Annotated in this window: 14 protein-coding genes; 4 read left to right on the forward strand and 10 right to left on the reverse strand. The window is 75.0% G+C overall.

Annotation, left to right across the window (positions count from 1 at the left end; translation table 11 throughout):
• Positions 1–97 precede the first annotated feature (97 nt).
• Together ACFRQN_RS15485 and ACFRQN_RS15490 are read right to left on the reverse strand one after the other, a co-directional pair.
• Positions 98–775, reverse strand: coding sequence for a response regulator transcription factor (locus tag ACFRQN_RS15485; RefSeq protein WP_049658372.1), 678 nt, complete (start codon positions 773–775; stop codon positions 98–100).
• Positions 768–2,231, reverse strand: coding sequence for a PspC domain-containing protein (locus ACFRQN_RS15490; RefSeq protein WP_380717728.1), 1,464 nt, complete (start codon positions 2,229–2,231; stop codon positions 768–770). The genes ACFRQN_RS15485 and ACFRQN_RS15490 overlap by 8 nt, the downstream gene beginning before the upstream one ends.
• Before the next feature lie 134 nt (positions 2,232–2,365).
• On the opposite strand from ACFRQN_RS15490, the gene ACFRQN_RS15495 reads away from it, so the two are divergent.
• Both ACFRQN_RS15495 and ACFRQN_RS15500 read left to right on the forward strand, forming a co-directional pair.
• On the forward strand, positions 2,366–3,817 hold the full coding sequence (locus ACFRQN_RS15495) for a PspC domain-containing protein (protein ID WP_074003934.1): 1,452 nt from the start codon (positions 2,366–2,368) through the stop codon (positions 3,815–3,817).
• On the forward strand, positions 3,814–4,023 hold the full coding sequence (locus ACFRQN_RS15500; protein WP_049661234.1) for a hypothetical protein: 210 nt from the start codon (positions 3,814–3,816) through the stop codon (positions 4,021–4,023). Before ACFRQN_RS15495 ends, ACFRQN_RS15500 begins: the two co-directional genes overlap by 4 nt.
• 24 nt (positions 4,024–4,047) lie before the next feature.
• Here the strand turns inward: ACFRQN_RS15500 and ACFRQN_RS15505 are convergent, their stop codons facing one another.
• The 7 genes from ACFRQN_RS15505 to ACFRQN_RS15535 all read right to left on the reverse strand — a co-directional run bounded on the left by ACFRQN_RS15505 (position 4,048) and on the right by ACFRQN_RS15535 (position 16,618).
• Positions 4,048–5,091, reverse strand: coding sequence for a Rieske 2Fe-2S domain-containing protein (locus ACFRQN_RS15505; protein WP_380740835.1), 1,044 nt, complete (start codon positions 5,089–5,091; stop codon positions 4,048–4,050).
• Positions 5,092–5,306: 215 nt separating this feature from the next.
• A complete protein-coding gene (guaA, locus tag ACFRQN_RS15510; RefSeq protein WP_049659666.1) occupies positions 5,307–6,902 on the reverse strand; it encodes a glutamine-hydrolyzing GMP synthase in 1,596 nt (531 codons plus the stop codon).
• A gap of 998 nt (positions 6,903–7,900) precedes the next feature.
• Positions 7,901–9,574, reverse strand: coding sequence for a proline-rich domain-containing protein (locus ACFRQN_RS15515; RefSeq protein ID WP_380740836.1), 1,674 nt, complete (start codon positions 9,572–9,574; stop codon positions 7,901–7,903).
• A gap of 330 nt (positions 9,575–9,904) precedes the next feature.
• Complete coding sequence (locus ACFRQN_RS15520) at positions 9,905–11,710, reverse strand: GMC oxidoreductase (RefSeq protein WP_380740837.1); 1,806 nt, start codon at positions 11,708–11,710, stop codon at positions 9,905–9,907.
• A 94-nt stretch (positions 11,711–11,804) separates the two neighbouring features.
• Positions 11,805–13,436 carry a succinic semialdehyde dehydrogenase gene (locus ACFRQN_RS15525; RefSeq protein WP_049657028.1) on the reverse strand — a complete coding sequence of 544 codons (1,632 nt, stop codon included), beginning with the start codon at positions 13,434–13,436 and terminating at the stop codon, positions 11,805–11,807.
• A 96-nt stretch (positions 13,437–13,532) separates the two neighbouring features.
• On the reverse strand, positions 13,533–15,326 hold the full coding sequence (locus ACFRQN_RS15530) for a serine/threonine-protein kinase (protein WP_380740838.1): 1,794 nt from the start codon (positions 15,324–15,326) through the stop codon (positions 13,533–13,535).
• A gap of 161 nt (positions 15,327–15,487) precedes the next feature.
• Positions 15,488–16,618: a protein kinase gene (locus ACFRQN_RS15535; RefSeq protein ID WP_079272376.1), complete on the reverse strand. Its 1,131-nt coding sequence runs from the start codon at positions 16,616–16,618 to the stop codon at positions 15,488–15,490.
• Positions 16,619–16,734: 116 nt separating this feature from the next.
• Here ACFRQN_RS15535 and ACFRQN_RS15540 point away from each other — a divergent pair, with 116 nt between their 5' ends.
• A complete protein-coding gene (locus ACFRQN_RS15540) occupies positions 16,735–17,268 on the forward strand; it encodes an SHOCT domain-containing protein (protein WP_074003941.1) in 534 nt (177 codons plus the stop codon).
• Positions 17,269–17,279: 11 nt separating this feature from the next.
• Here ACFRQN_RS15540 and ACFRQN_RS15545 read toward each other — a convergent pair whose 3' ends face one another.
• A complete protein-coding gene (locus ACFRQN_RS15545) occupies positions 17,280–19,304 on the reverse strand; it encodes a serine/threonine-protein kinase (protein ID WP_380740839.1) in 2,025 nt (674 codons plus the stop codon).
• 252 nt (positions 19,305–19,556) lie between these two features.
• Here ACFRQN_RS15545 and ACFRQN_RS15550 point away from each other — a divergent pair, with 252 nt between their 5' ends.
• Positions 19,557–20,120 carry a hypothetical protein gene (locus ACFRQN_RS15550; protein ID WP_380740840.1) on the forward strand — a complete coding sequence of 188 codons (564 nt, stop codon included), beginning with the start codon at positions 19,557–19,559 and terminating at the stop codon, positions 20,118–20,120.
• Positions 20,121–20,169: the final 49 nt, after the last annotated feature.

The raw sequence follows: 20,169 nt of genomic DNA on the forward strand, positions 1-20,169 counted from the left end.
CACATCGAGTCTATGGCCACCCACCGACAAGCCCGCCCGCCCCGGACGATCCGGGGCGGACGGGCTCCGTAGCGGCGCCCCAGGACGCCGGGGTGCCTCAGACCAGGCGGCGGGCGGTGGCCCAGCGGGTCAGCTCGTGGCGGTTGCTGAGCTGGAGCTTGCGCAGGACGGCGGAGACGTGGCTCTCGACCGTCTTCACCGAGATGAAGAGCTGCTTGGCGATCTCCTTGTAGGCGTAGCCGCGGGCGATCAGCCGCAGGACCTCGCGCTCGCGCTGGGTGAGCCGGTCCAGGTCCTCGTCCACCGGCGGGGTGTCGGTGGCGGCGAAGGCGTCCAGCACGAAGCCGGCCAGCCGGGGCGAGAACACCGCGTCGCCGTCGGCGATCCGGAAGATCGCGTTCACCAGGTCGGTGCCGGTGATGGTCTTGGTGACGTAGCCGCGCGCGCCGCCGCGGATGACGCCGATGACGTCGTCGGCGGCGTCCGACACCGACAGCGCCAGGAACTTCACCCCGCCCTGCTCGCCCATCACCCCGACCGAGCGGCGCAGCACCTCGACGCCGCCGCCGCCCGGCAGGTGGACGTCGAGCAGCACCACGTCCGGCCTGGTCTCGGCGACCACGCGGACCGCCGAGTCCACGTCGTCGGCCTCGCCGACCACGTCGATGCCGGTCACCTCGGTGCGGCCGATCTCGGCCCTGACCCCCGTCCGGAACATCCGGTGGTCGTCCACCAGCACGACCCGGGCCGTGCGCTCCGGAGCTGCCTCAGTCATTCGTTCTCTCCATCTCCAGCTCGACCTCGGTGCCGCCGCCCGCCGCCGGCCGCACCCGTGCGGTGCCGCCGTTGCGCTTCATCCGGCCGATGATCGACTCCCGTACGCCCATCCGGTCCTCGGGCACCGTGTCGGGGTCGAAGCCGGGGCCGTGGTCGCGGACGAACACCGACACCGTCCTCCCCTCGACCTCGGCATAGACCTGGACCGGTCCCCCGCCACCGTACTTGGCCGCGTTGACGGTCGCCTCCCTCGCGGCCTGCATCTGGGCCGCGATCCGCTCGTCCATCGGGCAGTCGCCGACGATCACCAGCTCGACCGGGACGCCGTGCCGGTCCTCGACCTCGGCGACGGCGGCCCGCAGGCTCTCCGCCATGGTGTCCGGCGCCGCCTCGGCGGCGGCCTCCGGGCGGTACAGCCACAGCCGCAGCTCGCGCTCCTGCGAGCGGGCCAGCCGCAGCACCTCCTTGGGGTCCTCGGCCCGGCGCTGGATCAGGGTCAGGGTGTGCAGCACGGAGTCGTGGATGTGCGCGGCGATCTCGGCGCGCTCCTGGGCCCGGATGCGGGCGGTGCGCTCGGCCCCGAGGTCCTGCCAGAGCCGCAGGCCGTACGGGCCGAGCAGCACCAGCACACCGGCCAGCACGGCGAGCGAGGCCTCGATCACCGAGGCGAGCGTGGAGCCGCTGCCCTGCATGGCGAGCAGCGCGATGGTGCCCGCGACCGCGAGCAGCACGCCGGCGCCGACCCGGGTGTAGGCGCCGCGCCGCTTCTCGCCCTCCTCGATGCCGAACCAGCGCTGCCAGCGCGAGTCGTCGGCCTGCCGCCAGACCAGCGCCACGCCGACGCCGATCGCCAGCAGCGGCCAGGTGTACGGCTTGGCGGTCTGCCAGCCGAGCACGTTGAGCAGGGCGATCACGCCGACCACCGTCATCACCAGGGCGGCGAGCTGGCCGAGACCGCCCTGCCCGGCCTTGCCGGCCGACTCGGCCTCCTCCCCCTCCGCCGGGGCGCCCACCGGCTCGCCCTGCAGGGTGAGCTGGAGCAGCCGGCGCATCCGGCCCACCCAGCCGCCGGCCTGGCCGGCCTTGCTCAGCAGGCCGCCCTGCACCCCCGGCGAGGCCGGGACGAACGCCCCGTTGAAGTACACCCACTGGGCGCCGGCGCGCTGCGAGGGCTCGCCGATGCCGATCGGCACCACGAACCAGAAGGCGGCGTACAGCAGCGCACCGATCCCCTGCGCGAAGAACAGCACGACGAAGGCGATCCGCACCCACCGCACCGGCAGCCCGAGGTGCACCGCCAGGCCGTGCGCGACGCCGCCCAGCATCCGTCCCTGCGGGCTGCGGTAGAGCCGGCGGTAGGGCGGCCGCCCGTCGTCGGGCGCGCTCGGGTCGGCGCCGGCCGACGACGCGGTGTCGGGGGCGATGGATCGGGGATCGGTACCGGGGGCTGCCACGCCACCGATGGTTCCACGCGGGCACCCGCGGGCGCATCAGGGTGTGTCCCCATCCCGTATCAGGGACAAGTCAGGGTACGGACAGGGCTCGACCCGGTTGGGCCGGGCGGTCCTCTGCCGGAAGGATGGTGTCCATGACCGAGGACCCCCGCATCGAGGAAACCGGGCCCGCCGCCCCGCCGGAACCGGACCGCCCGCCACTGACCAGGACCGAGCACCACCGCGTGGTGGCCGGCGTCTGCGGCGGCCTCGGCCGGCACCTGGACATCGACCCGGTGGTCTTCCGGGTCGTCACGGTGGTGCTCTGCCTCTCCGGCGGCCTCGGGCTGTTCCTGTACGGCCTGGCCTGGCTGATCGTCCCGACCGACGACGGGGCCAAGGGCCGCGGCGGGCGCACCGAGCTCCAGCGGGTGCTCACCGGGCGGGTGGACGGCCAGTCGGTCGGCGCGGTGCTGCTGACCGTGATCGGCACCGGGGTGTTCTTCTCCTCGATGGGCGACGGCGGCCAGCTGTTCCCGCTGCTGCTGCTCGCCGCCCTGGTCTTCCTGGCGGTGCGCTACGACCCGGACCGCCGCCGGGGCCGGGGGCGCGAGCACCGGAACGGCGGCCCGTACGACCGCCACTTCCCCGGGTCCGAGGGCACCGGCGGCACCGCCGCGGACGGTGCCGGGGCCTACCGCTGGCCGCGGCCGGAGCAGGACGGGGCCGCCCGGGCCGCCGGGAAGGCCCCCGCCGACGGCGCCGGCGGCTACCTGTGGGACCCGCGCCACCCGGAGCGCAACCCGTACGGGGCCACCGCCCCGGCCGCCCCGACCCCGCCCCACGGCACGCCGACCCCGCCGTACGGCACCCCGGTGCCGCCGGCCGGCACCCCGGCCCAGCCCTGGTGGCAGCGCGCCGACCTGCCGGAGGGCGACCCGCTGCGCAAGGAGGGCGCGAAGCGCCGCCCCGAGGCCGCCGCCGCACGGCGCCCCCGGGAGCGCTCGGCACTCGGCTTCTTCGGCTTCCTGCTGGCGATCGGCGCCGCCGCCGCGGTCTGGTCCGCCTCCGTCGACCGCGGCCACAACCCCACCGTGCTGAGCGCGACGGTGCTGGCCACCGCGCTGCTGGTGGTGGGCCTGACGCTGCTGGTCGGCGCGAAGTTCGGCCGGGCCCGGCGGCTGGCGGTGACCGGTCTGCTGCTCACCCTGGCGCTGGCCTTCGTCGGCCACTCGCCGGACTCCGTGCGCGACGCGGTGGGCGACCGCGCCTGGACCGTCGCCTCGGCCTCCGACCTGCACGACCGGTACAACCTGGGCGCCGGGGAGATCAGGCTGGACCTGTCCGGACTCGACCCGGCCGGGGCCGCCCTCGCCACCAAGGTCGACCTGGGCGTCGGCGACATGACCGTCACCGTGCCGGACGACGTGACGGTGAACCTGGTGACCCGGATCGGCCTCGGCAACGTCGCCCTCCCCGGTGACCGGAGCGACGGCACCGGGCGGCACACCTACCTGATCGGCCCTGCCAACGGGCAGCCGGCCAAGGGGACCCTCAATCTCGAACTCGGGATCGGGCTCGGCAACATCAAGGTGGTCCAGCAGTGAGGAAGCACCGGCTCGACCTGTTCTCGCTGATCGCGGGCGCGCTGTTCACGGTGATCGCCGTGCTCTACCTGGTCGCGGCGCTCAACGACCAGTCGGTGAACGGGCGGATCGTCATCCCGGTCACCTTCATCGTGCTCGGCGTCGGCGGCCTGGCCGGCGCGGTCGCGGCGGTGGCCCGGCGCGGCCGGCCCGACCGCGAGGAGTGACCCGCCCCGCCCGACCCTGGGGCGTCAGCTCTGCTGCGGGCCCAGGGTCAGCCGGTCCCCGTCCTTGCTGACGGCGTACCTGGGCAGCGGCTTGACCGCCGGCCCGTTGACCACCGCGCCGGTCGCGGCGTCGAACCGGGAGCCGTGGCAGGGGCAGTACAGCTGGCCGTTCTTCGGCGCGTCCACGGCGCAGCCCGCGTGGGTGCACACCGCGGAGAAGGCGCAGTACTGGCCGGCCTTGGGCTGGACGATGTAGACGGCGTCCCCGGTGGCCGGGTCCTTGACCTGGGCCGAGCCGCCGACCGGCACGCTCGCGGCGGGCACCGCGGGGGCCGGGGCGGTGGCGGCCGGGGCACCGGGGGCCGGGGCGCCGGAGGCCGGGGCCGCCGACTGCTTGGGCGCGACCGTCCGGTCCCGGCCGAAGGTGCGGGTCAGCGAGCCGGTGAGCAGCCCGGCCCCGCCGATCGCGACGGCCGCGATCCCGCCGTCCACCAGGGCCCGGCGCTTGACGTGGTCCTCGCCCAGCCCGCGCTCGTGGTCCCGCCCGGCCCGGCGGGCCAGGTAGCCGTCCACCGACAGGTACGGCGTGCCGGCCAGCAGCAGCGGCGTCCAGGCCATCAGGTAGGCCAGGTCGTTGCCGAGGTAGTACGGCGAGACGCTCCAGCTGACGGTCAGCCACAGGCTGAGGTTGAGCAGGGCGCCGCCGAGCGCGGCGGCCCGGCCCCAGAGGCCGACCAGGGTGCCGAGGCCCACCGCCAGCTCGCCGAAGGCGATGGCGAGCGCGAACAGGGTCGGGTGGTCGAGGGCGGGGCCGAGCAGGAAGGAGATCGGGCTGCCGCCCGCCTTGGCGGCCTGGGTCTGCGAGACGAAGGAGGCCGGGTCGCCCGCTCCGGCCAGGAAGTGGGCGTCGGAGAGCTTGTCGAGGGCGGCGTAGACGAACGTGACGCCGAGGAAGAGCCGCAGGGGCAGCAGCGCGTACCTGGACGCGAGCGCCCTCCGCTGCGCCGCCCGGGCGGCCCGGCCGGCCGCTCCCCCACCGGCCGGCACCGGGTTGCTGGCCTCCGACATCCCTCACACCTTCCCTCGCCGCCCGCCACTCCCTGACAGGTCCGGTCCGCATTCTGCCCGCTCCCGACCGCTTTCGGTGGGAGGTCCCTCCCGGAGAGCGGCGCCCGCACCGCGAAACGGCCGCGCCGTCGCTCCCTTCAGTACGGGAACGACGGCGCGGCCGTTCAGGCATCGGCCTCAGGACGAAGAAGCGCCCCGGCGGCCGGTGGGAGGGGTCACTCCCACTCGATGGTGCCCGGCGGCTTGCTGGTGACGTCGACGACGACGCGGTTCACGTCGCGGACCTCGTTGGTGATCCGGGTGGAGATCTTCGCCAGCACGTCGTACGGCAGGCGCGACCAGTCGGCGGTCATGGCGTCCTCGGACGAGACCGGGCGCAGCACGATCGGGTGACCGTAGGTGCGGCCGTCGCCCTGCACGCCCACGCTGCGGACGTCGGCGAGCAGCACGACCGGGCACTGCCAGATCTCGCGGTCCAGACCGGCCGCGGTCAGCTCCTCGCGGGCGATCGCGTCGGCGTCGCGGAGCAGGTCCAGACGCTCCTTGGTGACCTCGCCGACGATCCGGATGCCCAGGCCCGGGCCCGGGAACGGCTGGCGCTGGACGATCTCCTCCGGCAGGCCCAGCTCCTGGCCGACCATCCGGACCTCGTCCTTGAACAGCTTGCGCAGCGGCTCGACCAGCTGGAACTGGAGGTCCTCGGGCAGGCCGCCGACGTTGTGGTGGGACTTGATGTTGGCGGTGCCCTCGCCGCCGCCGGACTCCACCACGTCCGGGTACAGGGTGCCCTGGACCAGGAAGTCGACCGACTCGCCGTGCTCGCCGGCCTCGGCGATGATCTCGGCCTGGGCCTGCTCGAACACGCGGATGAACTCGCGGCCGATGATCTTGCGCTTCTCCTCGGGGTCGGTGACCCCCTTCAGCGCGTTCAGGAAGCGCTCGGAGGCGTCGACGACCTTCAGCTGGACGCCGGTGGCGGCCACGAAGTCCTTCTCGACCTGCTCGGTCTCGCCCTTGCGCATCAGGCCGTGGTCGACGTAGACGCAGGTCAGCTGGTCGCCGATGGCGCGGTTGACCAGCGCGGCCGCGACCGCGGAGTCCACGCCGCCGGACAGGCCGCAGATGGCGCGCTTGTCGCCGACCTGCTCACGGATCAGGGCGACCTGCTCCTCGACCACGCTGCCGGTGGTCCAGGTGGGGGCGATGCCGGCGCCGCGGTAGAGGAAGTGCTCCAGGATCTGCTGGCCGTGGTCGGAGTGCAGCACCTCGGGGTGGTACTGGACGCCGTACAGCCGGGCCTCGTCGTTCTCGAAGGCCGCGACCGGGACCAGGTCGGTGGAGGCGGTGACGGCGAAGCCCTCCGGGGCGGCCGAGCAGGCGTCGCCGTGCGACATCCACACCGAGTGCTGCGCCGGGACGCCCTCGAACAGGGTGGAGCCGCTGCGGGAGACGGTCAGCGGGGTGCGGCCGTACTCGCGGGCGCCGTTGTTGTCGACGGTGCCGCCGAGGGTCTTGGCCATCAGCTGGAAGCCGTAGCACATGCCGAAGACCGGGACACCGGCCTCGAAGATCGCGCGGTCGATCTGCGGCGCGCCCTCTTCGTAGACCGACGACGGGCCGCCGGAGAGGATGATCGCCTTGGGGTTCTTGGCGAGCATCTCGGCGACCGGCATGCTGCTCGGCACGATCTCGCTGTAGACCCGCGCCTCACGCACCCGACGGGCGATGAGCTGGGCGTACTGGGCGCCGAAGTCGACCACCAGAACGGGGTCGTTGTCCGGCGCGGACTGGACGGGAATTGCAGAGGACACAGACGGCCTTCCGGCAGCGGTATCGAGGTGCCCGCGCGTGACCGCCTCCCCGGCAGGGGGGCTGCGGCTGCGGCGGACGGTGTGGGGTGTCTGGACACCGATTCTACCGGGCTGTCCGGTTTCACTCGTCTGCCCGTCCGAACGACCGTGACCGGGCGGGGCGGCGGTTCGTTGCTTCCTACGAACGTACGGCCGCGCCGCGTCCGCCAGACGCGCCGCCCGCCCCCGCGGGGGCACCGCCGTACGGCAGCAGGACCACGCGTGGAGTTCCATCCCAGTCCACCGGCGCACGTGGTGCCGCCGCCCGGCCCGCCGGGCAGCGGCACCGTGGGACCGTGCGCGGGTGCCGCGGCCGGCCAGCAGGGGACAGCGACCCCGGCCGCGACTGGGCCGAGAGGTGGGACGGCCGGAGTCCGGGGACGCCCGGGGCCGGCCGTCGCACCCCCGGTCCGGTCCGGTGCGCGCCCGGGCGCACTCCCCCCTTCACCCCGCGCCGCTACGCGCGTCCCCGTGCGCCACAACCATCCAGACCACTACGCACCGTGATCATCGACGGCGGCCCCGGCAGGAAATGCTCTGTGCCGAACTGTGCCGAACCGGTTGCAGAGCGAGCCCTCCGTCCAGCACGATGCTCGTTGTACGCGGTTCTCCCGGCGCCTCACGGCTCACCGAGGGGGCCCGCGACGGCGTTCTCCGCAGCCGCGCCACGGAAGGCGGCCGCGGTTCCTCAGTTCACGCTCCGTGAGCGTAGGACCGGCGCGACCTGTGCGCCGAGCCACCGCGCACGGGCGTGCGCGCCCCGCGCGGCCGGCCACCCACGCCGGAGCCGCGCGGCGCGCCCCGAAGCCGACCGACCCGACGGCGCTCCTCCCCCGGCGCCGTCACCCCAGCACCGGCGCGGCCCTGACGCCGAGTGCTGAACGACAAAGGGCCCCGTTCCCCCGCGGGGCCCTTTGCCCTTTCCTCTTCCTCAGGGATGCGCGCTCAGGGGTGCCCGCTCAGGGGTGCTCGCGCCACACGCTCGGGTCGACCGGCTCCTCGGCCGGAGGCGGCGGCACCGCGCCGGGCACCGGCCTCCCGCCGACCGGGGCGGGCGGCTCCTCGTGCGAGCCGAGCACCTCGCTCACCCCGCCGCCGGGGGCGAACGGCGCGTCCTGCGGCGCGTCGGCCTGCGGCGGCACCCCGTGGCCCGGAACGCCCTGGGCCGGCACCCCCTGGGCCGGAACGCCGTACGGCGGCGTCGCGTACGGCACCGCCGGATGGGGCACCGTGCCCCGCCCCGGGGCGAACGGGGACTCGGCGTACGGCACGGCGCCCTGCGGCGCACCCGCGCCCCGGCCGCGGAAGGCCGCCAGCAGCGGCGGCACCAGCAGCGCGCCGGCCAGCGCCCAGACCGCGTTGGCCACCAGCACGCTCACGAAGGCCAGCCCGCCCGACTCCTCCTGGGAGATCTCCATCCGCGCCGAGCCGATCCAGCCCGAGCTGGACGTGGTCCGCGTCATCAGCACGCCGGAGACCGTCATCAGCAGGGTGAGCGCCCCGGCGTGCACGGCGGCCAGGCGCAGCCGGTCGGCCGCGTCCAGCCCCCGCCGGAACGCCACCCGGCCGAGCAGGGCCGCCGAGACGAGCGCGAGCAGCCCGGCCCAGCGCCAGTCGCCGGTCAGGTCGTGCAGGTCGAAGAAGGAGAAGTCGGTCTCGCTGCTGCGGTCGCCCCAGGAGGAGTCGCCGCGGGAGCCGTCGCTGCCGGACAGTCCGGAGTGCGCCCGGAAGGTCGCTCCCGAGCCGAAGCCGAGCAGGTTGAGGCCGAGGTTGGGCAGGAAGGCCAGCGAGATCCCGGTCTGCGCCCCGCTCTCGCTGGTGGCCGCGACCAGGACGAAGGCCGTCACCGAGGACAGCCCGACCGTGACCGCCAGCGCCTGGCCGGCGGCCAGCGCGGACACCGCCCAGCCGCGCACCGCGCGGCTGCGCCAGGCGGCCCAGCGCAGCGCGTCGGTGCCGTGGACGAGGAAGGCCAGCAGGCCGGCCAGCACCGCGGTCCAGGCGACCGCCTCCAGCCAGCCGGAGCCCGCCGTGATCAGCGGTTGACCGGACTTCTGGGCGCCGGAGCCGAAGTCGCCGAAGTAGTCGGGTTTCGCGGCGCGGCCCGAGGGGTTCCATTCGGTGCCGCCGAGCAGCCCGAGCAGTCCGCTCACCGCCGCGAGGACCAGGGCGGTGCGCAGCGCCTCGGCGGCGGCCTGGCCCCGGGTGAGCTGGCCCACCACGGCCTTGCGCCGGCGCAGCCCGGCCCGCAGGCCGAGCCAGAGCGCCAGGCACCACAGGACGGTGACGGTCATCGGCAGCACCCGGAGGGCGATCTCCAGCCGGTCGGTCCGGTCGTGGCCCAGCGGGCTCTGGTACCCGAGCCGGAACGGTGCGCCGAGCGCGTTCAGGGCCATCGACACCGCCGAGCCGAAGCGCTCGCCGAAGCCGGCCGACTGGAACCGGTACTCGTACTGGTAGTCGCTCGGGATCGCCGCGATGAGCGCGGCGGCCAGCAGGACGAGGGTCGGCGCGACGGCGACCTTGACGGCCGGGCGCCAGTCCGCGGCGGTCAGCAGGCGCTGGAAGGCGGGCTGCTTGTCGTACTCCTGCCCGGCACCCCAGCTGCCCAGGGCGGGCGGGACCGCGGCCACCGGCCCGTACCCCGGCTGGGGTCCGTACCCGGGCTGCGGTCCGTACGGCGGCGGGACGGGCGGAGCCGCACCCGGCGGAGGCGGTGGGACGGGCGGGGCGGCGGGCGGGGCGGCGGCCGCCGGGGCAGGGGGCGCGAACGGCCGACCGCACGACCCGCAGGCGGGCGCCCCCTCCTCCGAAGTCGCCCCGCACGATGTGCAGTTGGCCATGGCCCGCGTTCCCCCCGCTCGACGAGTCCCTGGCCGCTCCAGGGAGCCCGTTTATCCCATCGGACCCGAACGGATGTCAACCGGGAACCGGGGCAGGCGGATTGGCCCGTCGGGCCGGTCTCAGCCGCGCTTCTTCGGGACCTCCGGGACGGGCAGCAGCGGCAGCCGCAGCGCGCCGAACGCGCCCTCGGGCACGGCCGGCCGGGCCGGCGCCACCGCCGCCACCCGCAGGTACTCCGCGCCCTGGGCCGGGCGCTGGTCCGCCTCGCCCTTGTTCGGCCACATCGACATGGCGCGCTCGGCCTGGGCGGTGATGGTGAGCGAGGGGTTGACGCCCAGGTTGGCGGAGACGGCCGAACCGTCCACCACGCTGATCCCGGGGTAGCCGTACAGCCGGTGGTACGGGTCCACCACTCCGGTCTCGGGGGCGTCGCCGATCGGGCAGCCGCCGAGGAAGTGCGCCGTCATCGGGATGTCGAAGATCTCGCCGACGGTGCTGCCCGGGAAGCCGTTGATCTCGTCGGCCAGCGCCTGGGCGCCCCGCTCCGCCGCCGGGATCCAGGTCGGGTTGGGTTCGCCGTGGCCCTGGCCGGAGGTGAGCCGGGCCTTGCCGAGCGGGCCCTTCTTCAGCGAGACGGTGATCGAGTTGTCCAGCGACTGCATCACCAGGCCGATGATCGTCTTCTCGGACCAGCGGCGCTGGTTCATCGAGCGGGCGAAGGTCACCGGGTGGAGCGCCGTGTTGCCCAGGTAGCGCAGCCAGCGCGGGACCGCCCCACCGCCCCTGACCTGGGCGATGGACAGCGCGCCCATCGCGTTGGAGCCCTTGCCGTAGCGGACCGGCTCGATGTGGGTGTTGGCGTCCGGGTGGATCGAGGAGGTGATCGCCACGCCCTTGGTGAAGTCCGCCTTGCTGCCGTAGCGCCGGTCGGTGGTCTGCGCGCCCACCAGGGCCTCGGAGTTGGTGCGGGTCAGCTCGCCCAGCCGCGCCGAGATCCGGGGCAGGTGGCCGCCGTCCCGCATCCGGTGCAGCAGCGACTGGGTGCCGTAGGTGCCGGCCGCGACGACCACCCGGGCCGCGGTGACGGTCCGCGCGCCCGCCTTCACCCGGTCGGTCCTCGACCGCGCGTCGGTGCGGCGCACGTCCACCGCGTAGCCGCCGCTCCCGTCGGCCCCTTCGATCTCCCGGATCCGGGCCACCGTGGTGAGCGGGTGGATCTCCGCCCCGCCCCGCTCGGCCAGGTACAGGTAGTTCTCGGTGAGCATGTTCTTGGCGCCGTGCCGGCAGCCGGTCATGCACTCGCCGCACTCCACGCAGGCCTTGCGGGCCGGGCCGGCGCCGCCGAAGTACGGGTCGGCGACCTCGCTCCCGGGGGCCGCCTTGGCGGTGCCGTCGGTGTCCTCGCCGTCGCCGAAGAAGACCCCGACCGGCGCCATGTGGAAGGTGTCGCCGACGCCCATCCGCTCGGCGGCCGCCTTGAGGTGGACGTCGGAGGGGGTGAGGGTCGGGTTGAGCCGGACCCCGAGCATCCGCTGCGCCTGGTCGTAGAACGGCGCCAACTCCTGCTGCCAGTCGGTGATGTGGCGCCACTGGCGGTCCTCGAAGAAGGCCTTCGGCGGCACGTACAGGGTGTTGGCGTAGTTCAGCGAGCCGCCGCCGACCCCGGCGCCGGCCAGGATCAGCACGTTGGCCAGCAGGTGGATCCGCTGGATGCCGTACAGCCCGAGCGCCGGCGCCCACAGGTAGTTCGGCAGGTCCCAGGAGTTCCTGGGCAGTTCGTCCCGGTCGAAGCGCCGGCCGGCCTCCAGGACGGCGACCCGGTAGCCCTTCTCGGTCAGCCGCAGGGCCGCGACCGAACCGCCGAAGCCGGACCCGACCACCACCACGTCGTAGTCGAACTCCGCCGCACCGCCGGACTGCACCATCTGCCACCGCTCCTTCACCGGGTGAACCTGCCTGTGGGTACCGCGAACCGGGCCCCGCCGCAGGTGCGGGGCCCTGGGGCCTGTCTGCGGGGGCCTACTTGAAGCGCAGCGCCTTGAGCACCCGCAGCCCGCCGGTCATCAGGGCGGCGAACTGCTTGTCGTCCAGGCCGAACGAGGGCGCGATCGGCATCAGCCGCTGGGTCGCGACGGTCTGCGCCTCGGTGAAGCGCAGGATGCCCTCCGCGCCGTGCCGGCGGCCCAGCCCGGAGTCGCCCATGCCGCCCATCGGCGAGCCGACCGAGCCGTACGCGGCGGCGTACGCCTCGTTGACGTTGACCGTGCCGGTGCGCAGCCGGGCCGCGACCGCCCGGCCGCGCCGCAGGTCCCTGGTCCAGACGCTGGAGTTCAGGCCGTACGGCGTGGAGTTGGCGGCGGCCACCGCCTCCTCCTCGGTGTCGAAGCGGTAGAGGGAGACGACCGGGCCGAAGGTCTCCTCGGCGCAGACCGCCATCTCCGGGGTGACGCCGTCGAGGATGGTCGGCTCGTAGAAGAGCGGGCCGAGGTCCGGCCGGGCGCGCCCGCCGGCCACCACGGTGGCGCCCGCCTTGACCGCCTCCTCCACGTGCCGGCCGGTGGTCTCCAGCTGGCGGGCGGAGACCAGCGAGCCCATGTCCGCACCGTACGCGAGGCCGCCGCCGAGGCGCAGCGCCCGGGTGCGGGCGGCGAAGCGCTCCAGGAACTCGTCGGCCACCGAGCGGTGCACCAGCAGCCGCTCGATCGAGATGCAGAGCTGTCCGGCGGAGGAGAAGCAGGCCCGTACGGCGCCCGCGGCGGCCGCGTCGAGGTCGGCGTCGGCGAGCACCAGCATGGCGTTCTTGCCGCCGAGTTCGAGCGAGGCGCCGACCAGCCGGGCGGCGGCGCGCTGGGCGACGTCGCGGCCGGTGCGGGTGGAGCCGGTGAACGAGACGTAGTCGGCGTGCTCCACCACGGCGGGGCCGATCACCGGGCCGTCGCCGATCACGATCTGCCACAGGTCGGCGGGCAGTCCGGCCTCGATCAGCAGCTCGCGGGCCCACAGCGCGGTCAGCGCGGTCTGGGTGTCGGGCTTGTTGACCACCGCGTTGCCGGCCACGAAGGCCGGCAGGGCGTCACCGACGGACAGCTCCAGCGGGTAGTTCCACGGAGAGATGTGGCCGACCACGCCCTTGGGGCGGCGGGCCTCGACGGCGTGGGTGAGCACCGGCAGCGCGCCGCCGTGCCGCTTGTCCTTGAGGTACCCGTGCGCGGCCCGCCCGTAGTGCCGGGCGGCCATGGCGACGGCCAGCACCTCCTCGAAGGCGTGCAGCCGGGCCTTGCCGGTCTCCGCCTGGACGAGGTCCAGCACCTCGTCCTGCCGCTTGAGCAGCAGGTCGTGGAAGCGCAGCAGGACGGCGGCGCGGCGGCGCACCGGCAGCGCGGCCCAGGCCCCCTGGGCGCGGCGGGCCAGCTGGAAGGCGACCTCGACGTCGGCCGGGGTGGACTGCGGCAGGCTGGCCAGCCGTTCGCCGGTCAGCGGGGCGACGGTCTCCACCAGGTCGGGTTCACCGGTGGCGGTGACGCCGGTGGCCAGCCTGGCGACCAGGGACGGCGGGACGGCCGCGGCGACGGTCCGGCCGCCGCCGGGGGCCGCCGGGTTGCCGGCGCCGGAGGGTTCGGTGGCCACTGCGTCTGCTGTGAGGTCCGACATACGGCGCAGCCTAGGCGCTCGGCGGCCGGTCCGGTACCCGTCGGTAACAAGAATCTGCCGCAGTCGGGCGAAAGCGGGCGCCCCCGCCCGACCCGGTCAGCGGCTCGGGGCGAAGTTGTTGAGCACCGCGTAGAAGCGCTGCTCGGCCTCGTTCCACTCGTTGCCCCGGTCCGGGCTGGACGAGTAGATCGCGTAGCTGGTGCCGTCCTGGCTGATGAACTCGGTCTCGATCGCGCGCCGGCGGCCGCCCTCCTTGGCCAGGTAGCTGAACTCCCAGACCGCCGCCTCCTGGCCCTTCACCGCCGTGCCGGCCATCCGGTGCTGCTTGTAGTCCTTGAGCGACTTGGCGACGGTGGCCTCCATCTGCCGCATGTGCTCCAGCGGCTTGACCGACTGGCCGACCGTGACGGCGAACTGGAGGTAGTGCACCTTGCCGTCGGGGCTGTAGTAGATCTGGTTGTCCCCGGCGCTGATCCGCTGCCAGGACGGGGTGCCGTTCGGCAGCGGGAAGCGGAAGCCGGCCGGGTCGTCGACCCAGTGGTAGCCGCTGGGCGGCGCCGCCGCGGGGGTGGCGTCGCTGGTGGGCTCCGGTCCGGTGGACTCGGCGGCGGTCGGCGTCGGGTCGTCGGGGGTGTCGCCGCCGACCACGTGCCGGGTGACCAGGAAGGTGCCCGCGGCGGCCAGCAGGCCGACGGCCACCGCTATGCCGACGATCTTCAGCAGGTTGCGGCGCTTGGCCGGTCCCCGCTCCGGCGCAATGGAGTGCGGCACCGGCGCGACGGGACCGGTGTGCGCCCGGGCAGCGTCCTGCGCGCCCCCGGCGGTGTCCGGTTCGGCGAGGACGGGCGCGGCGGGAACAGCGGCGACCGCAGGGACGGCGGGCGCGGCGGGGACAGCGGGGACGGCGGCCCCGGAGGCCTTCGGCTCGGTCGGCTCCTCGGAGCCTTCGGCCGGCTCCACCACGGCCACCGGGCCCTCGGTGCGGTCCACCACCGGCACCGACCGGGTGGGCGTACGCACCGACGGGACCGACTTCAGGCCCATCGTGTGCCCGGCCCGCACCTCGGCCAGCATCGCGGCCGCCTCGTCCGCGGTGGGCCGCTCGGCCGGGTCCTTCGCCATCAGCGCGGCCAGCACCGGCCCCAGCGGCCCGGCCCGCCGCGACTCCGGCAGCGGCTCGTCGACCACCGCGGCGAGCGTGGTGATCGGCGAGTCCCGCCGGAACGGCGACTGGCCCTCGACCGCCGCGTACAGCGTCGCCCCGAGGCCCCACAGGTCGGAGGCGGGACCGGGCCGCTCGCCCTGGGCGCGCTCCGGCGCCAGGTAGTCCGGCGAGCCGACCAGGTCGCCCGGCCGGGTCAGCTCGGTCGAGCCCTCGTACTTCGCGATGCCGAAGTCCAGCAGCACCACCCGCCCGGTGCCGCGCTCCAGCAGCACGTTGGCCGGCTTCACGTCCCGGTGCAGCACGCCCAGCTGGTGGCCGCGGTGCAGCGCGGCCAGCACCTGGCTGCCGACCTCGGCGGCGGCGCGCGGCTGCAGGGTGCCGTCCTGGCTGATCACGTCGGCCAGCGAGCGTCCGTCGACCAGCTCCATCACGATCCACGGCCGGCCGTCCTGCTCCAGCACGTCGTGCACGGTGATCACACCGGGGTGCTTGATCCGCGCGGCCGCGCTGGCCTCGCGCTTCATCCGGGTGTGCAGGATCTGCAGGTCCTCCTCGGGCAGGTGGTTGACGGTCAGCTCCTTGACCGCGACCTCCCGGTCGAGCATCCGGTCCCAGGCCCGCCAGACGGTGCCCATGCCGCCCCGGCCGAGCCGCTCGCCGAGCTCGTACCGCCCGGCCAGCAAACGCTCCGCCTCGGCCGCCTCCGGCCGGTCCTGCACGCCCATCTGCGCCCGCTCCCCCACACATTCCGCCTGCCGTCACCGCGACGGAGGGCCTGGTGCAGACCACTGTTCGAACAAATCCCACGCACACATTAGGCGCACCTTGCCGCCCCCGGTAATCACGCCCACCCCCCGGACCGGTGGAACGGAATCCGGGCGGGCCGTCAGCCTGCGAACAGCACCACCGCGACGATTCCCAGCACCAGCAGCACGAACACTCCGCCCACCAGCAGCGGGCCCCACAGGGAGGGGGGTATCCGGGGCGGCTTCGCCCCGCTCCCTGCCCCCAAGTCCCCACCGTTCCGGCCCTTTCGGGCACTCCTCCCGGCCCTGGAGCCGACGGCCCTCCCGCCGCGCCCGCGCGGCACCGCCGGCGTCTCCGGCACCGGCACCGGCCCCCCTGCGGCCCGGCTCCGCTCCTCCGCCTCCCCGTCGACCGGCTCCGGCGCCCCCGCCAGCAGCCCCGCCAGCTCCTCGCGCACCGCCTCCGCCGTCGGCCGCAGCACCGGATCGGGCTGCAACAGCCGCTCCACCAGCGGCGCGAGCGGCCCGCACACCACCGAGGGCTCCCGCCGCCCGTCCCGTACGGCCGTCACCAGCTCCGGCACGTCCCGCTCCGGGTACGGCGAACGGCCGGTGACCAGCCGGTGCACCAGCACCCCGAGCGCCCAGCAGTCGCCCGCCGGGCCGCCGTCCAGCGGCCAACGCTCCGCCACCGGGCCGACCAGGGTCGCCCGCACCTCGTACCGGCGCCGCCCGCCCGGCCCGCCGAGCTCCTCGGCCAGCGCCTCCTCGGCCACCCCGGCGAGCAGCCCGCCGAGCATCGCCGCGCCGTCCTCGCAGACCAGCACCGCCTCCGCGGTCAGCGCGCCGTGGGTCAGCCCGGCCGCGTGCAGCGCCCGCAGCGCCCCGGCCAGGTCCGCCGCCAACTCGGCCGCCCGGTACGGCGGCAGCGGCCCTTCGGCGAGCAGCTCGGCCACCGTCCGCCCGACCGGCCGCTCCTCCACCGTCCACAGCAGCTCGCCCTCGACGAACGCGCCGACCCCGCGCAGCAGCCGCGGATGCGCGACCGGCGCGGTCGAACCGACCGCCGCCACCCGGCGCACCATCCGGTCCGCCTGCGCCGCGGCGGCCGCCTCCGGATCCTGGCCCGCCGTCAGCACCCCCGGCAGCTCCAGGGCGCCCAGCAGCACCGATTCACCGGTCCGCTCGTCCACCGCCTGGGCGCGCAAGGGTTCGGGGCGGTCCGTCAGCCGGTACCGCCCCGCCAGCAACTGACCGGGGCCGCCTCGCATGCCAGTTCCTCTCACTCACCGAGCAGCCTACTGAGCGGCTCCCAGGGCCTGCCGTCGAATTCCCTCGCCTCCGGGCGAACGACGGGAGTCCGACGACAGGCCCTAGGCTCGATCCCATGGACTGGACCGATCTGATCGACACCGCCTTCGAGGCATCCGGGAACAGCAGCAAAGCCAACCAGGCCGAGGCCGTCCGCGCCGTCGAGGCGACCGTCATCGACGGCGAGAAGCCGGTCGCCTCCACCGCCGGGCGCCACCCCGACCACTTCCGCAAGGGAGTGCTCGTGCTGACCACCCATCGGCTGCTCTTCCTGAAGGACGGGAAGCCGCCGGTCCCGGTTCCGCTCGCCGCCGTCACCGACGTCACCGTGACCCGCACCAAGCTCAACGGCGAAGTGCTCCTGGTGGTGGCGCTCAGCGGCTCGCACCGCTTCGAGGACGTGGCCAAGGCCGAGTTCTTCGCCGAGCAGCTCCGGGCCTCCGCCCGGGCCGCCCGGAACGCCCCGAAGGCCGGGCCCGCCGCCACCCCGGTCGAGGCGTCCGCCGGCGAGCAGCTCATCGGCCAGCTGGAACGGCTGGCCGCCCTGCGCGCCTCCGGTGCGCTCACCGAGGACGAGTTCACCCGCGCCAAGCAGCGCCTGATCGGTTAGGACCTGCCGCCCTACGGCGCGGGCTGGAAGCTGTTGAAGACGACGTCCCGGAGCGGGGCCTGGGCGGCCCACTCCGCGTCCGGGACTATCCAGTAGATCGAGTACCCGTACTTGGGCGGGGTCCCGGTCACGAAGCCGCGGTTGAGCGAGTGCATCCTGGGCGTGCCGTTGGTCCACTCCCAGTCCGCCGCGTTGGTCCACTGCCGGTAGGTGATCGCCGCCAGGTTGAGCCGCTGGTAGTTGCTGACCTGACCGCGGACGTTCGGCTCCGACTCCTGCCAGTCCGCGACCGCGCTCGCCCCGGGCGACGTGGTCCACTCGATCCGCAGCTGGCTGCCGTCGGCCGCGTTCTTGAAGATCCGCCGGTTGGCGTCCGACCCGGTCGGCTGCAGACCGTCCGGCAGCACGACGGAGAAGCCGCTCGGGTCCTTGTACTCGTGGTACCCGGCCGGCACGGCACCCGGCGCGGCCGACGCGGGCTGCGCCGGTGCCGCCGGGGGCTGGACGGGAGCCGCCGGCGCACCGGCGGACTGCGCGGGCGCGTCCGGCGCCGCGGCCGGGTCGCCGGTCGGCTGGGCGGGCGCCGGGGCGGGCGCGGGTTCGCCCGTCGGTGCCGACGTCGGCACCGGCTCGGTACCGGTCGCCCCCGGCGAGGTGGCGACCGCGCTCTGCGAGGCCGCGCCGTTCGCGCCGCCGTCGTCGGTGCCGACCATCCGGACGACCGCCACCACTCCCGCGATCAGCAGCAGCACCACGATCACGGTGGCGATGGCCAGCCGTCGCCGGCCGGTGCGCGGATCGGCCCCGGCCGCCTGGGTCGCGCCCATCGTCCACTCGCTGGTCACCGGCCGGATCGGCTCCGCGCCCGGCTCCTCGGACGGCGTCCCGGCGGGCTCCGCGTCCTGGGCCCGACTCCCGACCCGGACCGTCCCCAGCAGCCCGCCCACCGACCGCTTGCGGCCGTTCCCGGTCTGCTCCGGCTCCTTCGGCGAAGACTCCGAGGGCTCCGAGGGCTCCGCGGACTCCGCCGAGGTCGACGCCGACGCCGACGGCTCGGACGGCTCCACGGCGTTCGACGCCTCCGCCGGCCCCGCCGCCTTCGACAGCCCCGCCTTCGACAGCCCCGACGCCTTCGAGGCCTTCGGCTCCTCGGCCGGCTTCTCCAGCGGCACCGCGTGCTCGGTGGTGGACTCGGCCCGCGCGGTCGCCTCCGCGACCACCCGCTTGAGCATCGACCGGGTCTGCGAGGCGTCCAGCCGCTCGGCCGGGTCCTTCGCCAGCAGCCCCTCGATCACCGGCTGCAGCGGCCCGGCGTTCACCGGCGCGATCAGGTCCTCGGTCATCACCGCGGTCAGCGTGGCCAGCGCCGAGCCCCGGTCGTAGGGCGGCCGGCCCTCGACCATCGCGTACAGCGTGCCGCCCAGCGACCACAGGTCGGCCGGCGGCCCGGGCTTCTGCCCGCGGGCCCGCTCCGGGGAGATGTACGAGGGCGCGCCGACGAGCATCCCGGTCGAGGTGACGGAGGCGTCGCCCTCCACGCTGGCGATGCCGAAGTCGGTGAGCACGACCCGGCCGTCCTCGCCGATCAGCACGTTGGACGGCTTGACGTCGCGGTGCAGGATGCCGAGCGCGTGCGCCGCGCTGAGCACGCCCAGCACGTCGAGCGCGATCTCCGCCGCCCGGGCGGGGGCCAGCGGCCCGTCCTCCCGGACCACGTCGGCCAGCGAGCGGGACTCGACCAGCTCCATGACGATCCACGGCCGGTCGTCCTCGTCGACCACGTCGAAGACCGTCACCGCCGAACTGTGCCGGATCCGCGCGGTCGCCTTGGCCTCGCGCAGCGTCCGGGTGATCAGCCGGTGCTTCTCCTCCTCGTCGACGCTGGCGTTCATCCGCAGTTCCTTGACCGCGACGGTCCGGCCCAGCATCTCGTCCTCGGCGCGCCAGACGGTGCCCATGCCGCCGCGCCCGAGCACGCCGTTCAGGCGGTAGCGGCCGGCCAGGAGGCGGCCGGTGGAACCCTGCGCCTGGGTCATTCGGAACGTTCCCCCATGTGCTGCTGGCGGTCGTGGTGACGGCGCGTCGGCCCGACCTGGGGCCCGGACGCCCAAGCCTCCATCATCTCCTGTCCGGAGGGCCCGCGACCACCCGGCCCCCGCATCGAGCCGGTACGAACCGGAACGGAGGCGGCGCTCCGTGCCCGATCTGTGATCGAAAACTCGCCAAGATCTGTCCGGACCACTGCTACCGTTCGGCAGCTCATCGTATTCCGGGGGGATTCGACGCCCATGACCGCACCCGCACCGGGCACTGACGGCCCATCGATCCGGCCGCACACCGCCCAGCACTACTCGGTCGCACCACCCCCCGTCTCCCCCGAGGGCTACGTCGCCCCCGGCATGCCCGGCGCCCCCGTGGCCGGCTTCGACCCCGTCGAACCCACGCCCAGGACCGCCCCCCGGCACCGCACCGCCCTGGCCGTCTCCCTCGCCCTGCTCGCCATGCTCCTCGGCGGCCTCGCCTACGGCAGCGCCCCGCTGCGCGCCGCCGACAGCCTCGGCTGGCTGGCCATCGCCCCGGCCGGCCTGGTCGCCCTCCCGCTCGGCCGGCTCGGCGGCCAGGGCCGCTTACTCCCCCCGCTCGGCGCGCTCCTCGCCGCCGGCGCCCTGCTCCTCGGCCAGCTGATCGAGCACCTCCGCCGCGTCCACGCCGACGGCCCGGCCCCCGGCGGCCTGCTGCACGACACCGTCACCGCCTGGCGCGCCGACCTCCGCCCCCTCGACGCCGCCTTCTACGCCATCGCCCTCATCGGCGGCTTCCTCCTCACCCGCCGCAGCGCCACGCGGAGTTGACCGCCCGCCCCGTCCCCTCCCCGCACCGCACCCGCCTCCCGCACCGGGA

Origin of the sequence: Kitasatospora sp. NPDC056800 (assembly GCF_042789775.1) — a bacterium.
Lineage (GTDB): Bacteria > Actinomycetota > Actinomycetes > Streptomycetales > Streptomycetaceae > Kitasatospora.